Origin of the sequence: Streptococcus hyovaginalis DSM 12219, assembly GCF_000420785.1 — a bacterium.
Taxonomy (GTDB): Bacteria; Bacillota; Bacilli; order Lactobacillales; family Streptococcaceae; genus Streptococcus; species Streptococcus hyovaginalis.
In genome coordinates this window covers 184,404-198,859 of the sequence record NZ_ATVP01000003.1, presented here as the reverse complement: position 1 = coordinate 198,859, position 14,456 = coordinate 184,404, and the positions used below count along the sequence as shown (strand labels likewise).

The 14,456-nt window shown below is 43.8% G+C and carries 9 protein-coding genes and 1 pseudogene; all 10 read right to left on the bottom strand.

The annotated features are described in order from the left end of the window. Window positions 1-12 precede the first annotated feature (12 nt). The 10 genes and pseudogenes from G574_RS0103205 to G574_RS0103165 all read right to left on the bottom strand — a co-directional run bounded on the left by G574_RS0103205 (window position 13) and on the right by G574_RS0103165 (window position 14,438). The gene (locus G574_RS0103205; protein ID WP_000743700.1) at window positions 13-867 is read right to left on the bottom strand and encodes a ParB/RepB/Spo0J family partition protein; all 855 of its coding nucleotides are present in this window, start codon (window positions 865-867) and stop codon (window positions 13-15) included. An 8-nt stretch (window positions 868-875) separates the two neighbouring features. Then, entirely contained in the window at window positions 876-1,841 is a 966-nt protein-coding gene (mobV, locus tag G574_RS0103200) for a MobV family relaxase (protein WP_001820668.1), read from the bottom strand. Window positions 1,842-2,365: 524 nt separating this feature from the next. Beyond that, window positions 2,366-3,391, bottom strand: a complete 1,026-nt coding sequence (locus G574_RS0103195) for an AAA family ATPase (protein WP_001170964.1) — start codon at window positions 3,389-3,391, stop codon at window positions 2,366-2,368. A 154-nt stretch (window positions 3,392-3,545) separates the two neighbouring features. After that, window positions 3,546-4,020: pseudogene (locus G574_RS11965) on the bottom strand (RNA polymerase sigma factor). Between the two features lie 83 nt (window positions 4,021-4,103). Next, on the bottom strand, window positions 4,104-4,529 hold the full coding sequence (locus G574_RS0103185; protein ID WP_000323895.1) for an RNA polymerase sigma factor: 426 nt from the start codon (window positions 4,527-4,529) through the stop codon (window positions 4,104-4,106). Window positions 4,530-4,623: 94 nt separating this feature from the next. Beyond that, on the bottom strand, window positions 4,624-5,136 hold the full coding sequence (locus tag G574_RS0103180; protein WP_000241709.1) for a sigma-70 family RNA polymerase sigma factor: 513 nt from the start codon (window positions 5,134-5,136) through the stop codon (window positions 4,624-4,626). A gap of 487 nt (window positions 5,137-5,623) precedes the next feature. Further along, on the bottom strand, window positions 5,624-5,794 hold the full coding sequence (locus G574_RS11250; protein WP_004614788.1) for a cysteine-rich KTR domain-containing protein: 171 nt from the start codon (window positions 5,792-5,794) through the stop codon (window positions 5,624-5,626). A gap of 54 nt (window positions 5,795-5,848) precedes the next feature. Continuing rightward, on the bottom strand, window positions 5,849-7,768 hold the full coding sequence (tet(O), locus tag G574_RS0103175) for a tetracycline resistance ribosomal protection protein Tet(O) (protein WP_005357924.1): 1,920 nt from the start codon (window positions 7,766-7,768) through the stop codon (window positions 5,849-5,851). Window positions 7,769-8,134: 366 nt separating this feature from the next. After that, window positions 8,135-8,509 (bottom strand): TnpV protein, encoded by a 375-nt coding sequence (locus G574_RS0103170; RefSeq protein ID WP_001129922.1) that lies wholly within the window; start codon window positions 8,507-8,509, stop codon window positions 8,135-8,137. After that, the gene (locus G574_RS0103165; protein ID WP_029690931.1) at window positions 8,490-14,438 is read right to left on the bottom strand and encodes an SNF2-related protein; all 5,949 of its coding nucleotides are present in this window, start codon (window positions 14,436-14,438) and stop codon (window positions 8,490-8,492) included. The genes G574_RS0103170 and G574_RS0103165 overlap by 20 nt, the downstream gene beginning before the upstream one ends. Window positions 14,439-14,456: the final 18 nt, after the last annotated feature.

The window sequence follows — 14,456 nt, the reverse complement described above, 5'->3', positions numbered from 1 at the left end:
GAAAAAAGAAGATTAGCGGCTGTCACGGTTGCGTTTCCTCTGCAACTCACGCTCCAAAAGTTTGATGATGGTTTCCTCCATCTGCTTCGGCGTTGTGTTCTTCGGAAAGTATTTTTTCAGCTTGCTTGTGTTGATTTTCAAGGTTTCTTTCTGGTTGCCCTTTTCCTCCGTCATAATCGCAAATATCGTATCCATGTCAAGCCGCCCGCTCTGGCTTAACTGTTTCATCCGCTGTGCCTGTGAGAGTGAGGGCGTTGCTTCTTCGCTCTCCATCGTGGCAAAGAGGTTTTCCTGCTCGTCTTTCTTCAAGAAGGACAGTTCCACCGCAGGCGTGAGGGCGATTTTCCCCTCGTCCACCATCTGCAAAATCGGCGGTATCAGTTCCGTCAGGCGGATAAAACGCTGCACGGTCATCCTGCCCACGCCGAAGCCCTGTGCCACCTTGTCGTCCGTCCGCAACTTCGTCACAACTTGTGACGAGGTTAAGTCTGTGCGGAAACCCTGCCGCTTCATGGCTTCGGATTTCATCTTGTAAGCAAACGCCCGCTCCGATGGCAGGATATTCTCACGCTGCAAATTGCTGTCTACAAGGGTGATGATGGCTCGGTCACGGTCTAAGGGCAGGACAAACGCAGGCACGGTATTTATCCCTGCAAGTTCAGAAGCACGGACACGCCGCTGTCCTGCAATCACTTCATAACCGTCCCCGTCCTCTTTCGGGCGTGTGATTATCGGCGTGACAATGCCAAATTCCTTGATGCTTTCCGCTAACTCTGACAGTGTTTCATCTTCTGCCACATGAAACGGATTGTCGGGGAACGGGTACAAGTCTTTGGTCTTTAACACCTTAAAATCCTGTTTCTTCATTCACATATCTACCTTTCTTTCGCTCTGCTTCTATGATTTTTCTGCAATTCTTCCAACACTTCGGGCGGTATTTTTGACAGCAGCCGCCCCATCTGCTCGTTGGTTCTCTGCAATTCAAATATCTTCTGATTCGCTTTCTGCACCTTTAGTTCCTGCTCGTACTTTTCATCACGCATACGCCCCGCATAGTCTGATTCCTGCCCAATTCTCTCTTTCAAACTGTCGATATACGCCTGCTGTTTCCCGATTTCCTTAGAGAATTTCTCCACGTCTGGCAGCCATGCAGAGAGTAAATCTAACGCTTTATCCCTTTTCTTCCCTGCGTTAAAGGCGTTGATGTCGGATAGGGCAGACACGATTTCTTCATACTGTTTATCAAGCCTGCCGCCTAATTTATAGAGCCATGTGGGGACGTGTTTCCGCTTGGTTTCCATTGAGGACTGCCCCCGTTCAAGCTGATTCCACCGTGAGGACATCCGCTCATGGTAGGCGGTCTGCCACTCGGATAATGATTTCTGGTTGCCTAAGATAGCTTTCGCTGACAGCTTATTGTCTGGCGTAATCGGCACAAAGCAGAGGTGCATATGGGGCGTTCTCTCGTCCATATGGACGACAGCGGAGAGGATATTCTGCTTTCCAACACGCTCCGAAATGAAGTCAAGAGCCGTCTGGAAATACGCTTTTTGTTCTTCGGGCGGTAACTGGTTCATAAATTCTGGTGAAGCTGTGATGAGCGTTTCCACCATCATCACGCTGTCTTTCCTTGTCCTGCACCCCGCTTCGGCTACCATGCGGTTAATCTCTTTCTTGTAGGTGTACTTTGGTGGTGCTATGAGATGGTAATTGTTTTTAGAGCGTTCCATATCTATATCTGGGTTGCTTTTGTAGGCTTCTTTCTTCCGCTCGTTGTGGCGTTCACAAGCCGCAACGCCGCCCGCTTTTCGTTTCTGGAAACGCAGGATTGCATAAGGCATAGGCGGATTCCTCCTTTCTTTCGGCGGGTGACCGTCCTTTGGGGTGACAGCGGTGACGGTGGTGACAGCAGTTTTGGGATACCCCCTGCCGACTGCCGCAACTGTCACCCTCACCCCCTGCATGACGGTCATGTCGATGATGACGGTGTTTTTGGGATACCCCCCTCGCAAGAGCCGTCACCGTCATGCCGCCATTCTTTTATCCGAAGCCGTAAGGCGTAGGATAGCAGGGCACAGCCCTGCCTTAAGGGAGTCCAGAGGGAACGTCTGGCACACGACTTTGCAGGGCAAAGTGTAGTGTGTTACACCCTGTAAACGCAGTCGGAAAAATCGGAATGATTTTTCTGACCGCAGGGGTGGTTTTACACGACCGAAAAGGGCGAGTAAATCTCACGCCTGCATTTTGCGTTTACGGGGTGTTCTCCCGTAGGGATGACAGCGGCAGGGTATCCTAAAATCACTGTCACCACCGTCACTGCTGTCACCCGCAGGGCAGAGCCGCCAGCTTTACATGGCTTTAAGCGTCAATGACAGTAACAGGGGGGTATCCTAATATCGCTGTCACCACCATCACCGCTGTCACCCGCCCTCCTTGCAAGGGCAATCCGCCTGCCGTCTTTCCTGCGGCTGTACTGGTAGCAGATACGGTTCTCGCTTAAAAATGTGGTGCGGTATTCATTCAGCCATTTCGTAATCACCGTGGGTATGGTTTCCGTTTCCCCCATAGCGGCTAACAGTTCCGTTGCCGTGCCTATCCATTCTTCCTTATCCCTCATAAAATCCACCAACCGAAAAAGGACATCTGGTATCGTTTCTTTCGCAAGCTGCTCCTGCGTTTTCCGCTCCACAAGCTCCCAACGGCAATCACGGAAACGCAGCGTGTATTCCTGATAAGGCGTGTCCCTGCCCGTCACATACAGCTTGGCGGTGTCAGACGCACGTTTCTCCTTTTCCAGAACAAAGGTAGCGTCCGCACTCCCCGTTAATCCTGTCGTCCCAGACACCTTGTTGAACACGTCGCTGTCATTCTGCTTTCGGATGTGGTGTACGACAATGACCGCCAGAGAGTGCCTGTCGGCAAAGTCTTTGATGAGGGAGATGTCCCCATAGTCGCTTGCATAGGCATTGTCTTTTGAAGCTGTACGGACTTTCTGCAAGGTATCAATGACAATGAGCCTGCTGTCTGGGTAATCTTTCAGATAATCTTCAAGCTGCACGATAAGACCGTCTGACAGCTTGCAGCTTGCCACGGCAAAGTGGAGCCGCCCGCTTGCTTCGTCCGTCAAACGAAATAACCTGTCCTGTATGCGGCAGAACGTGTCCTCAAGGCAGAGGTAAAGCACATCGCCCTCCATTGTCGGCATATCCCATAAAGGGATTCCCTGCGACACGCATAAGCATAGCTTCAGCATGAGCCAGCTTTTGCCTATCTTCTGTGAGCCGCAGAACAGCGATAAGCCTGTCGGGATAAGGCTGTCCACCACAAAGGATGGTTTCTCAAGCGGTTCATAAAGGAGCGTTTCGGCGTTGACTGTCTGTAACTTCTGCATGGCTTTCCTCCTTTCGGGCGGTGTCTTTGTTTTCGTTGCACATAGGCGTTGACCTCCTTAAAAATAGATTTACTCCCACGGAAAAAAGTGAGAGTATGTAATGCCGCCAATCCCACACAAATAAAAAACAGATTTCTTTTTCGGGCGGTGTCGGTCACGGTTGGAGATATTTCTTCAATTTCCGCCTTTACTTTCTCCTTTGCAATCGCAACAGATTTCTGTATTGCCGAAGCGGTGCAATGCTCCATAGCGGCGATTTGGTAAAAATTGAACTCATACTCGTAGTAGAGCAGGAAACGCCGCCTTTGTATCTCTGGAAGGCTCCCAACCGCCTTATAGAGCGTTTCATTCCGTTCTTCCTCAACCATGCGTTCATCAAGGCTCTTAGGCACACGCAACGCCCGTCTGTAAAGGGTTTCGTCCCATACCTCGTTAAACTCCCTGTGCCGCTCGTCCCATTAGAAAAGATTCCTGTTCCTGCGCTCCATCTGCCGAAACTCCATAAAGAACTGTTCCGACACTTCCAACTCGTGGGATTTGCCCTGCCCGTCCTTAAAGCTGATAAAATACCTTGTGCCGCTTTCCGTGGATTCCTCCCGAAGCGTGTATGCCTTAACCCTGTATGCCATCCTGTTGTCCTCCTGCAAAAAATGAGTGAGGGGATTTCCATCCCTCACCCAGTAGCCCGCAGGATGGCAGGCTGTTTTAGAAGCTATAAAATTTTCCGCAGCTTCTTCCGCAGATGGTCTAACCTCGCATAGATGGCACCAGTCGTCAAATGCACAAGCGGGGCAATCTCCTTTGTGGAATACCCCTGCATTTTCAGCAGGACGATTTTCAAGGTACGCCCGTCCACCGTGACTAATACTTGATAGAGATTTTCGCTCTCAATCTCTTCCAGTAACTCCGCAACCGTACCCACTTCCGCCTGCCGCTCCCTGCCTGCCATGTCCTCAAGATATTCCGCAACGTCATTCGTCCATCGGTAAAACCGCCTGTTGGAATTGAAGTCTGCCCTGTCCGCCATGCGTATCTGCTCAATGGTCGCTTCATCAACGCCGCACTCACGCAGCAGCTTTTCCTCCGCTTCTTTCCAGATACGCCATTTCCTGTCCTCCCGTCCGTGGTTGTATGCCATTCTTACTTCCTCCAATCAGAATTGATTGAGAGGGCAGAGAAAAGCCCCCTCATCTTCCCAAAGGAAAAAACAAGGGGGCTGAACGCCTTAAATTTTAATTTTCTATTATCTTTCTTAGTTTTATTAGGATTCTGGCTTTGCGTTTGTTTACAACGCTCTGGGTTATGCCCAACCTCGCCCCGACTTCACGCTCGGAAAGTCCGTCAAAAAAGATTGCCTGTATCAGCTCCTGTTCACTATCCGACAGCAAAGGCAGGGCGGCTTTCAGCCTGTCCACCATGACCGCATTGACAACGGTTTCTGCAATGTCCACCGCTTCATCAGTGATAAAGTCCAGAGGATTCCCCTCGCTGTCCGTAAATCCGTCGAGAGATAGCAGTCTATTCTTTGTATCTAATTTTTGCAGATAACGCCACCGTTCCTTGTCACGGTAGAAGTCTGTGTATTGCTCCCTCACGACTTCAAGCAGACAGCCTTGAATGGGGATAAACAGCTTGTCCATATAGGTCTGGTCGGATTCCCTGCAACGGCAGAACTCCGTGTAGGATAATTCCACATAGCCGCCACTTTCTCTGATATATACCTTTCTTGGTGCATATTTCACCATAAATACCTCCCATCTGAATTTTTGAAATGTAAAAAATCCAGATGGAGAGGCGGAGAACGACACCGCATATCAGAAACAGCCCTACGGCACTTTCCAACAAAAATCGACAAAAGAAAAACCGCAAAGGCTCTGTGACCTTTACGGTTATAGGAAATAGTAATTCTATTGTATGGAGATTGTACTTCTACTTTCAAGGTGAGAAGTACCGTTGCACTGGCAGAAATTTTTTTAACTGGTTTCCTGCCGTTCTCTGATATGCTATGTATTGATAAATTTTGCTTCGTATGAGCAGATAGATAACTGCCCGAAAAAAGGACATAAAAAAATCCCTCCAAATTTAAAAACAAATTCAGAGGGTAATTTAGGGTATAACAAAATAACCCACCCGAATATCGTTTTTTTTATTTGGTGAGTTTGTTCTTTCAAATACGAAACAAAAAGAGCCGATGATTCGTGAATTGTTCCACAATTTCATCGGCTCTGCGTCTTAAGCGTCTGGCTCTTTGATGACAGTTATCTTCAAGTTGTCAACTTTAATCAATCTTTCTTGTCTGCATTTTGGACAATAAAGGGGATAATTCTCCAAAACAGTGTCCTTCCTAATTTTATTACGGGTTTTGCTCCCACAAACAGGACACAATATCCATTCGCATTTCATCATAATTAGTCTCTAATCCTTTCAAATCTCATTTTATATGACTTTTGCAAGCTGTTAAGCTAACTTGTGGAACATATGCCGAACCTTATCTATACGGCTATTCGGGCGGCGGGGTTGGCAAATAAATTTACCAATAGCTGGCTGGTATCCTTTTAACTCTGTCAAGCAGACTCCCTGCCCATTTGTGAAATAAGTTAAATCGTTCCTGTATTCTTGAATACATCTAGCAGGGATTTCTCCTTTCAGAATGACCTCGTCATTCTTTATCTGAGTACTTACAATATCTGCACAATACCTTGGAGCATCATGATACGCCCGTGAGAGATATTCCTGCGGTGCATAAATTTCAAAGTGGAGATATGGCTCTAATAGTTCTGTCCCTGCTTTTTTTAAAGCCTGCTCCAATACGATAGGGGAAAGCAGCCGAAAGTCTGCGGGGGTACTTACAGGACTATAATACAATCCATATTCAAAACAGATTTTACAGTCTGTCACTTTCCATCCATACAGCCCCTGCTCGCAGCCATAAAGAACCCCCTCCATAACCGCATTTTGGAACGATTGATTTAAATATCCAAGTGAAACTCTGCTTTCATACTGCACTCCGCTTCCAATAGGGAGCGGCTCTATGGACAACCCGACAGAAGCCCAGAAAGGATTTGGCGGGACTTCTATGTGGATGGTATATTCTGCTTTTCTAAGCGGTCTTTCCATATATATAACAGTAGGCTCTTTTATTTCTGCCTCCACATGATATTTTTCCTCAAGGATGGCACAAATGACTTCCATCTGCACATTCCCCAAAAAAGAAAGTATAATCTCATGCGTTGTAGTATCCACATAATATTTTAAAAGAGGGTCGCCATCTGAAATTTCTGTAAGTGCCCCAAGCAATATTTCCCGCTGTTCAGATTTCTTTACTGCAATCGTTGTTTGGAGCATAGGGAGAGGATTTTCAATAAATTTTCTCTGCGGCAACAGTATTTCGTTCCCCAAAATACTGTTTAGCTGCAAAACATCATTTGGTAAAATTACAATATCACCAGAGCAGGCTGTATCGGATGAATATAATTCACCGTTTGTCGGAACATACATCTCTGTGATTTTTATTTTCTCTTTTTCAGATATTCTAATAACATCCCTCAAATGCAATGTTCCGCTATATATACGCACATAAACAAAACGCCGCCTTTTCTCTGAATATTCAATCTTAAAAACCTGCCCGCATAGTTCAGATTGACCTTCAGGCGTTGATGAATAAAATTTACTGGCAATTACTTCTATAAGCTGCCGAATCCCCAGATTGTTTTTAGCGCTTCCGTGATAAACGGGAAATAACGTTCCGTTTTGGAATCTCCTGTTTTCTTCCTGTTCCAGTTCTGACATTTTAAACGGTTTCCCTGACATATATTTCTCTAATAGTTCATCGTTTCCCATAATTACCGCATCCCACTGTTCCATATCGTCATTGTCCGTTACATTTATATGGGGATGCTGCCCAACCTTTTGCTTCACTATAATTTCCGAAGAAAGCTTTGCTTTCATTTCCCGATATACCATTGGCAAATCAATCCCCTCTTGGTCAATTTTATTGATGAAAAAAATTGTCGGAATCTTCATTATCTGTAGTGCATGAAACAGTATACGGGTCTGTGCCTGTATGCCATCCTTTGCAGAAACTAATAATACTGCTCCGTCTAATACGGATAAAGAACGGTATACTTCCGCCAAAAAATCCATATGGCCTGGCGTATCTATAATGTTGACTTTTACATCCTCCCACTGAAAAGATGTCACTGCTGTCTGGATAGTGATTCCCCTTTGACGCTCCAAATTCATTGTATCTGTCCTTGTTGTGCCTTCATCTACGCTCCCTAGTTCTGCAATTGCACCACTGGTATACAATAAACTTTCCGTTAATGTTGTCTTTCCTGCGTCAACGTGAGCCAGAATGCCTAAGTTAATTATTTTCATGTGATTTTCCTCCTATCAACACCCAAAAAAGGGCATAAAAATACCCAGTGATAAATACTCCTATCACTGGGTAAATAACTCCAATAGCCCCAAAACACTTATATGTTTTCGGGCATATAAAATTACATGATAAAAGTATTCTTAAACTGGGTACAAAAAACTAAGCCCCATATTAAAAGTGAAACGGGACTGCTACTTTTTGTTCCCACTATCAAATTGACAGTTTATTTAAGAATACCTTGCCGCATATTTATTAACTCCTTGTATAATACTGAATCTAATTATATTCCTTAACCCTTTATTTGTCAAGCTGACAAACTAAAGCAGAAAAAGCGGCAGGATTTCCCCCTGCCACTAATCATCTGTTTATGCAAAAATAATTTCCTTTTCCACAATCTCCCTCGCACAAGCCCTTATGTTATTGAGGCATCCTGTCCATTCTAAGGCGTTTTCTGCCTTTAGCTGTTCCGTTATGCCCTGTGCCTGTTTCATACCCTCTATGAGCCTTTCAAAGCGTTCCTGTGCCTGTCTGTTGATGTCGGCAAGGTAGGCGTTTAGCCTGCCGCTTGTAAGAAGATTGGTGTATGTAACTTTACGGTACTGTTTTAGATAATCTAAATGCCGTTGCCCCCAGATGCCTATTGCCTGTTCTTCTTCGGCGGGTACAGTTAAGCACGGTATCAAATAATCCCCTTGCCTTTCGTATTTGCCGCCCAGTTCCTCAAATAATGATTTTGCCATTGTCTGTTACCTCCACATTCTTTTTTATTTTGAATGTCCGCAAAATCCGTCCTACATCTGAGGGACGCCAAGGAACATCTAAGTGGTGGACAGCTTTCATGCGTGATTGTACGTTTAGACCAGTTCCACCTTTTTCCGTAGAAGCCATGAGAATCCGCACTTCACCACTATTGACCTTTCGTGACAGTGAGTTTTTCTTCTCATCAGTATTGGCATCATGGACAAAGGCAATTTGTTCCTTTGGAATACCTCGATCGACTAGCAAGTCCTTAAGTTCATTGTAGACATCAAAACCCTCTTCCTTACTTTTAGGGGTACCAATATCAGAGAAAATCATCTGTGTGGCTTTGTCTCCAGCTCCTTCACGGTAAATCCGCTCGACATTATCGACCACTTGAAGGATTTTCTGATTATCTGATAAATTATAAGCAGGGTCAATCAACCGCATATCAATGGCTAGTTTTCTGGCTTCACCTGTGATTTTAAGCATGTTATCTCTACTTGGATCAACACTACCTGACTTGATAGCGTCTGAACGCTCTACCAGTTCTTCTAAATAGTATTTCTGAGCTTGCGTTAACTCGCTTTCCACCGCAATAATCTTAGCTTCAGGTACAGGTAAATCAAGCATATCTGAAGTCTGAATATCAGCTGTTTCCTTGTAAATTCGCATGAGTTCAGGAAGGTTGACAAATTTCTTGAACCGTTTCTTAGGTTGGTATTTATCTCCTGTCGGGGCTAGTTCCATAGAGTTTTCGATATTCCCAAAAGCCCCAACCCAGGAGTCAAAATTGGATACCTGGTATCGTTCCAAGACATCGGGTTGAATGTAATTCATCATAGTGAAAAGTTCACTAATGGAGTTTGAGACTGGTGTTCCTGTCGCAAAAACAACATTTCTATCGCCATGCTCTGCCTGAAACTGTCTCACCTTCATTTCCATGTCTACGTTCTTTTTTGAAGTGGTATTGGTGATACCCGCGACATTCCCAAGTCCAGTGATTGGTCGGATATTCTTGAAGTGATGAGCCTCATCCACAAAAAGAAAATCAATGCCAAGGTTTTCAAATTCAATAAAGGTATCCCGCTCCAGTTTTTGGAGTTCTTCTAATTGGTGCTCTAGTCCCTTAATCGAACGCTCTGCTTCTTTCACCGTATAATCAGAGTCACTTCCTAGCTTGATTTCTCTGAGTTGTTCAAGTTTGTCATTGATATAGGTGACCTGTTTTTCACGACTCATCGGTATCTTCTCAAATTGTGAATCTCCAATGACAATGGCATCATAGTCCCCTGTGATAATACGTGATACAAACTGTTTGCGTTTGGCTTTGGCAAAATCTTTCTTGGTGGTCACATAGACTTTCTTGGTTGGGAAGAATTTCATGATTTCTTGACCAAACTGAGCAGTCAGACTAGACGGCACCACATAAAGTGGTTTATGTACCATTCCTAATTCTTTCAACTTGAAGCCAGCTCCAAGCATGGTCAAGGTTTTTCCAGACCCTACCTCATGGGCTAGTAGGGCACGTTTCTCCTCCACAATCCGTTGAATGGCATTTTTTTGGTGAGGACGTAAGGAAATATTCTGGGTAAGTCCATCAATGATTAAATGGCTACCATCATAGACCTTTGATACTGTGCGATTGTAGAGCCCGTTATAGGTGTCTTCAATCATCTGTTGGACTTCTGGATACTTTGCTACAAAACCTTGAAAGAGTTCTTGTAGGTGTGTTTCCTTAGCACGCAGGACTGTTGTTTTCTCCACATCTGTCACATTCTTTTTCTTATCCCCTTCGACAACTTGTTTTGTGATGGTTGGTTGATTGGAATTCAGGAGGTTTTCAAAGATTTTTCGACCACTATCATAGCGTGAAGCAGGGACACCTAAACTCCTATCCGTTGCGTTGGAATAGGTGTAGGCAAACTTAGATTGGTAAGTGATAACCCCGTCAATGGGACTGACTTCAAGGACTGTTGCTACTTCTTGGTCTGACAGTTCATAGGCTTTCCCCATAAAGGTTTCTTGGGCAAATTTTCCAAAAACAGACAAAGGAATCCAGCGGGAACCGATTCGATAATCAATGTCTGCTAAAGTAATGCGTGCTGGTTTGACTGTTTCTAGAAGTCCTGCATAATGCGGCCAGTTAAAGTCCTGATTGTCTTGTTTGACAAATAGGTCCACCACTTCTAACTTGGTAACGACATCCCCTGACAGAAAGTCTTGGCGAGAAACATAGGACAGCTCCCCATTCAAATACTTCTCAGGATCAGGCATAATGAGGTCGCCTAACTCCTCAATCAAAGTCATCTTCGATTCAACCTGATAGATAGACATCATATAAGCGAAATCAACACCACGTCCGTCAGCCAAACTGGAATTTAAGGCATCAAGGGCTGTATGTACCTTTTTAACCTCTTTTTCAGGACGCACTAGAGCCTTTTCAAAGGCAAGGGATTTAGTATAGATAACAGACTTTCCACTTGGATCTAGACTTTCATCTTCCAAACTAGCCAGAAGCGAATACTTATCATCACTATCAAAAAGATTGCGGTTCACAGCACTATTCAAATACCCATAACGTTTGACAAAGCTATCATAAGTACGATTTAGTTTGCCTAACAAGTGGCTAAAGGTCTTCTTATCATAGTCATAATGGCGTTGAATGGCAATGACCTCTTGGTAAGCATTTCGAATGTCCACCATTCCTTTGATTCGTGCCACTTCTTTATCAGACAATGGAGCTTCATAGAAAACTGTCTTTTTATAATACCCCTTAAATTGTCCACGTTTTGCTGCATCATCGGTCACATAGACATCCAGAGCAGTGTTATCAGTCACTTCTAAGGCATTAAAGCGATCAATCTGCTTTTGAGAATGTTTGGTGTCCCATGCTTTGAAGTTGCCCTCTTCATCGACATAGTAACTGATTTCTTCCGTCTTGGTTCCGACTCGAATGCCTTTGTTATCTCGATAGTAAACTGTAGAACCCTGATAACCAAAACTGTACTGACCTAGATTCTCCCTCATTTCAGCTGGAATGGAGGTATCAATGACTTGTTTGGTCAACACATCTGGGTTAATGATGACCTCATTTCTATCAATCTTTCTTGGGGCTTTTACTTGATGTAGAGCTGTTTCAACACTTGCAATCAAGTCATCACTAATCCCTTTAACAGAAAGTGTTCCGCCATTAAAATTTCTGACCTCGTAGGTTCCTAGCACCTGGCTATTGTATTCCCCATCAAAATAAGGATTGAGCCAAATGCGACTATCCTTTTCATAACGAATGGAACCTGAAAAGGCTAAGTCGTCTGACACATATTCCTTGTCTAAGTGTTTCTGGAAGAATAACATATCAGTTGTGACACTCGTTCCTGCAATGGCCTTAAAGGCAGAATCAGGCAGTCGAACCCCACCAAGAAATTCAGTTGTCTCACGAATATCTTGTAAAATATTTTCTGTTCGCTTATCCATAGTTCCTGTGGAAGAGATAATCGCTACTTGGCCACCATCATGGACCAAATCAAGTGACTTTTTGACAAAATAGTCATGAATCATGTAAGGCCTATCGTACCTGTTATCCGCAATTCGTATATTGGCAAAGGGCACATTTGAAATCACCAAATCAAAACTATTGTCGTTAAAAGCTACCGTCTCAAAGCCCTTAATTTCAATGTGACTATTGGGATGAAGGTGTTTGGCAATAGCTCCTGTAATAGTATCTAATTCCACACCATATAACTCACTCTTTTCTCTTAAGTGTTTGGGCATTGCTGCAAAAAAATTCCCTGTTCCCATGGAAGGATCTAGGATTTTGCCACCTGTAAAACCATCTATTTCCAACTTATCCCACATCTGACGGATCAGGGCAGGGTCTGTATAATAGGCTGTCAGAGAGGACTGTTTCATATCCGAATACTCTTTATCTGTGACTAGGCTTTTCAGTTCTTCTCGTTCCTTAGAAAATTTTGGATTATAGTCATCAAAGAAATCATTGGCAAGTCCACCCCAGCCTACATACTTGGCAAGGAGTACTTGTTCACTTGGTGAAGCATTGCGGTGCTCTACTTCTAGATTTTTTACCAAACGAATAGCTGCAATGTTTGTCTCAACCTTATCTCTAGCAGTCTTTGGATAAAAGTCCGTCATATCTTCTGGAAAATAAAAGTCCGTTACTGGAATCTCTGGAATTGTTTCGACTACTACCTCTTCAGGAATTTGATTATCTGTTTCTTCAAGATCAGTATCGTTATGACCTTTTTCTGAACCATCTGGTTCCAATAGTCCAATACTCTGAACTGGCTCCTCTTCCAGAAATGAAAAAAGATTTAGTTCTTGGTCCGCTTCTTCTAATTCTGTTTGTGGTTCTGCCTTTGGCTGATGAAGTGCCTGACTGACTTCTTCCCAGGTCCTCAAATAAAGAACTGGATTTTGTTCAATGATATCCGAAAAGTCATTGACTAACTCAATCCGAATCAAACCGTTCAATCGAGCATCGCTGACCGACATGACATCAAAGTCCTGTCCCTTATAGGAAACCAATGACCCCAGAGGATAAGTGTCCAATACTCTCTGGACTAGTGGATTTTCCGCAAATTCTTCATCAACTACTTCTTTTCTCTCAGCTTTCTCTAGCTTGTTCTTCCAATTTCTAAAGGTCAAATCTGGCTGGTTGCCCTTATCTTTTTCAAAATACTCCGCATCTTCTCTGCTGAGTTCTTGGTGTAAAAAGGCGTAGGCAACTTGTCGCAACTCTTCAATGGAAAGCTGGCTACCAAAGAAAAATTCAACCTTTTCATGACTTAGTCCCATTTGGAGTAGTTCTGTCGCAAGGGCTAGTTGAGTTACCGAGGCTTTGGGATAACCACCTAATAAAGCAAGGTCCGCATTTTTTAAACGAAAACGACCTATTGCATCCAATAAAATACCGACTCGGTCTGGGTCAAACTGAGATAAATCAATCCCTAGCTGAGTCAATTTTTTTTGATTTTCTATCCTAATAGCTTGTCCAATTTTTTCTAATTCCTTTTCTTCGACTGTAGTCAGCGTTCGTTTCAGCTCATAGGGACTACCATTAGCCTCTAGATAGGTTAGTAACTCTTCTCCCTCAAAGACTGGTATCATTTCCATATCAGTATCAAAATCACCTCGTCTAAAACTTGGGACTTTGGAACGTTCATTACGAATTTGGTCAAAATAAGTTAGAATCTCAAATTTACGTCGTAATGACAACTCTTCATAGGCTGGCAGATGACTGGTTTTTCCTGTTTGAACATCTAGTTGAGACAAATCTACATCCAAACTAGCAATGATGAGAGAGCCCTCTTCTCTAAATGATATTCCCTGATGAACACTTGTTTTGTGCTCATCAACAGTTTCTTCATTTTCTAGAACAGTTTCATCAACTCTTGTTTCAAGCTCAGGCTCGTAAGTCAAGAGAAACTGCTCAATATCTCGGCTGATTCGATCCGCTAAATTATTAGCCACACGATACACATTGACCAAATTAGCTCCCCTACTCTTTTGTAAGAGTGAATCTGGTGAAATAGTTTGGTAGTGTCCATTTGAGTCTAATAGTTGAAAACGAGTGGCCAGATTGAACAAGGCCACTTCAATCACCAAGTCTTTTTCAGACGGCGATAGTTTGTCGAGTTTTTGGAGACCAGTTTGGCCGAATACTTGTGTATAGGTCAATAGATCATGAGCAGTATCATAAGGACTAGCCTGGACAAAAGCTGAAACATCTGTCTCAAAGTGAAGTACCTGAACAGATTTCTTAATTTCTTTCCTATTGGATAAAAACTGACGAATAAGACTATCCCACTCCTCATCAAAATGCTCTGCTTGGTAATATAAAAACGCCTCAAGCAAGGCTCTATCACGAGGAATGGTGGCTCTCATCATTTGTAGTAAGACTTCTTGATTCATTTTCCCTCCCATTTTAAA

Bases quoted from the DNA above. Each gene is read 5' to 3' on its own strand.
- G574_RS0103205 (WP_000743700.1), bottom strand. From the start codon at position 867: ATGAAGAAACAGGATTTTAAGGTGTTAAAGACCAAAGACTTGTACCCG.
- mobV (WP_001820668.1), bottom strand. From the start codon at position 1,841: ATGCCTTATGCAATCCTGCGTTTCCAGAAACGAAAAGCGGGCGGCGTT.
- G574_RS0103195 (WP_001170964.1), bottom strand. From the start codon at position 3,391: ATGCAGAAGTTACAGACAGTCAACGCCGAAACGCTCCTTTATGAACCG.
- G574_RS0103185 (WP_000323895.1), bottom strand. From the start codon at position 4,529: ATGGCATACAACCACGGACGGGAGGACAGGAAATGGCGTATCTGGAAA.
- G574_RS0103180 (WP_000241709.1), bottom strand. From the start codon at position 5,136: ATGGTGAAATATGCACCAAGAAAGGTATATATCAGAGAAAGTGGCGGC.
- G574_RS11250 (WP_004614788.1), bottom strand. From the start codon at position 5,794: ATGAAATGCGAATGGATATTGTGTCCTGTTTGTGGGAGCAAAACCCGT.
- G574_RS0103170 (WP_001129922.1), bottom strand. From the start codon at position 8,509: ATGGCAAAATCATTATTTGAGGAACTGGGCGGCAAATACGAAAGGCAA.
- G574_RS0103165 (WP_029690931.1), bottom strand. From the start codon at position 14,438: ATGAATCAAGAAGTCTTACTACAAATGATGAGAGCCACCATTCCTCGT.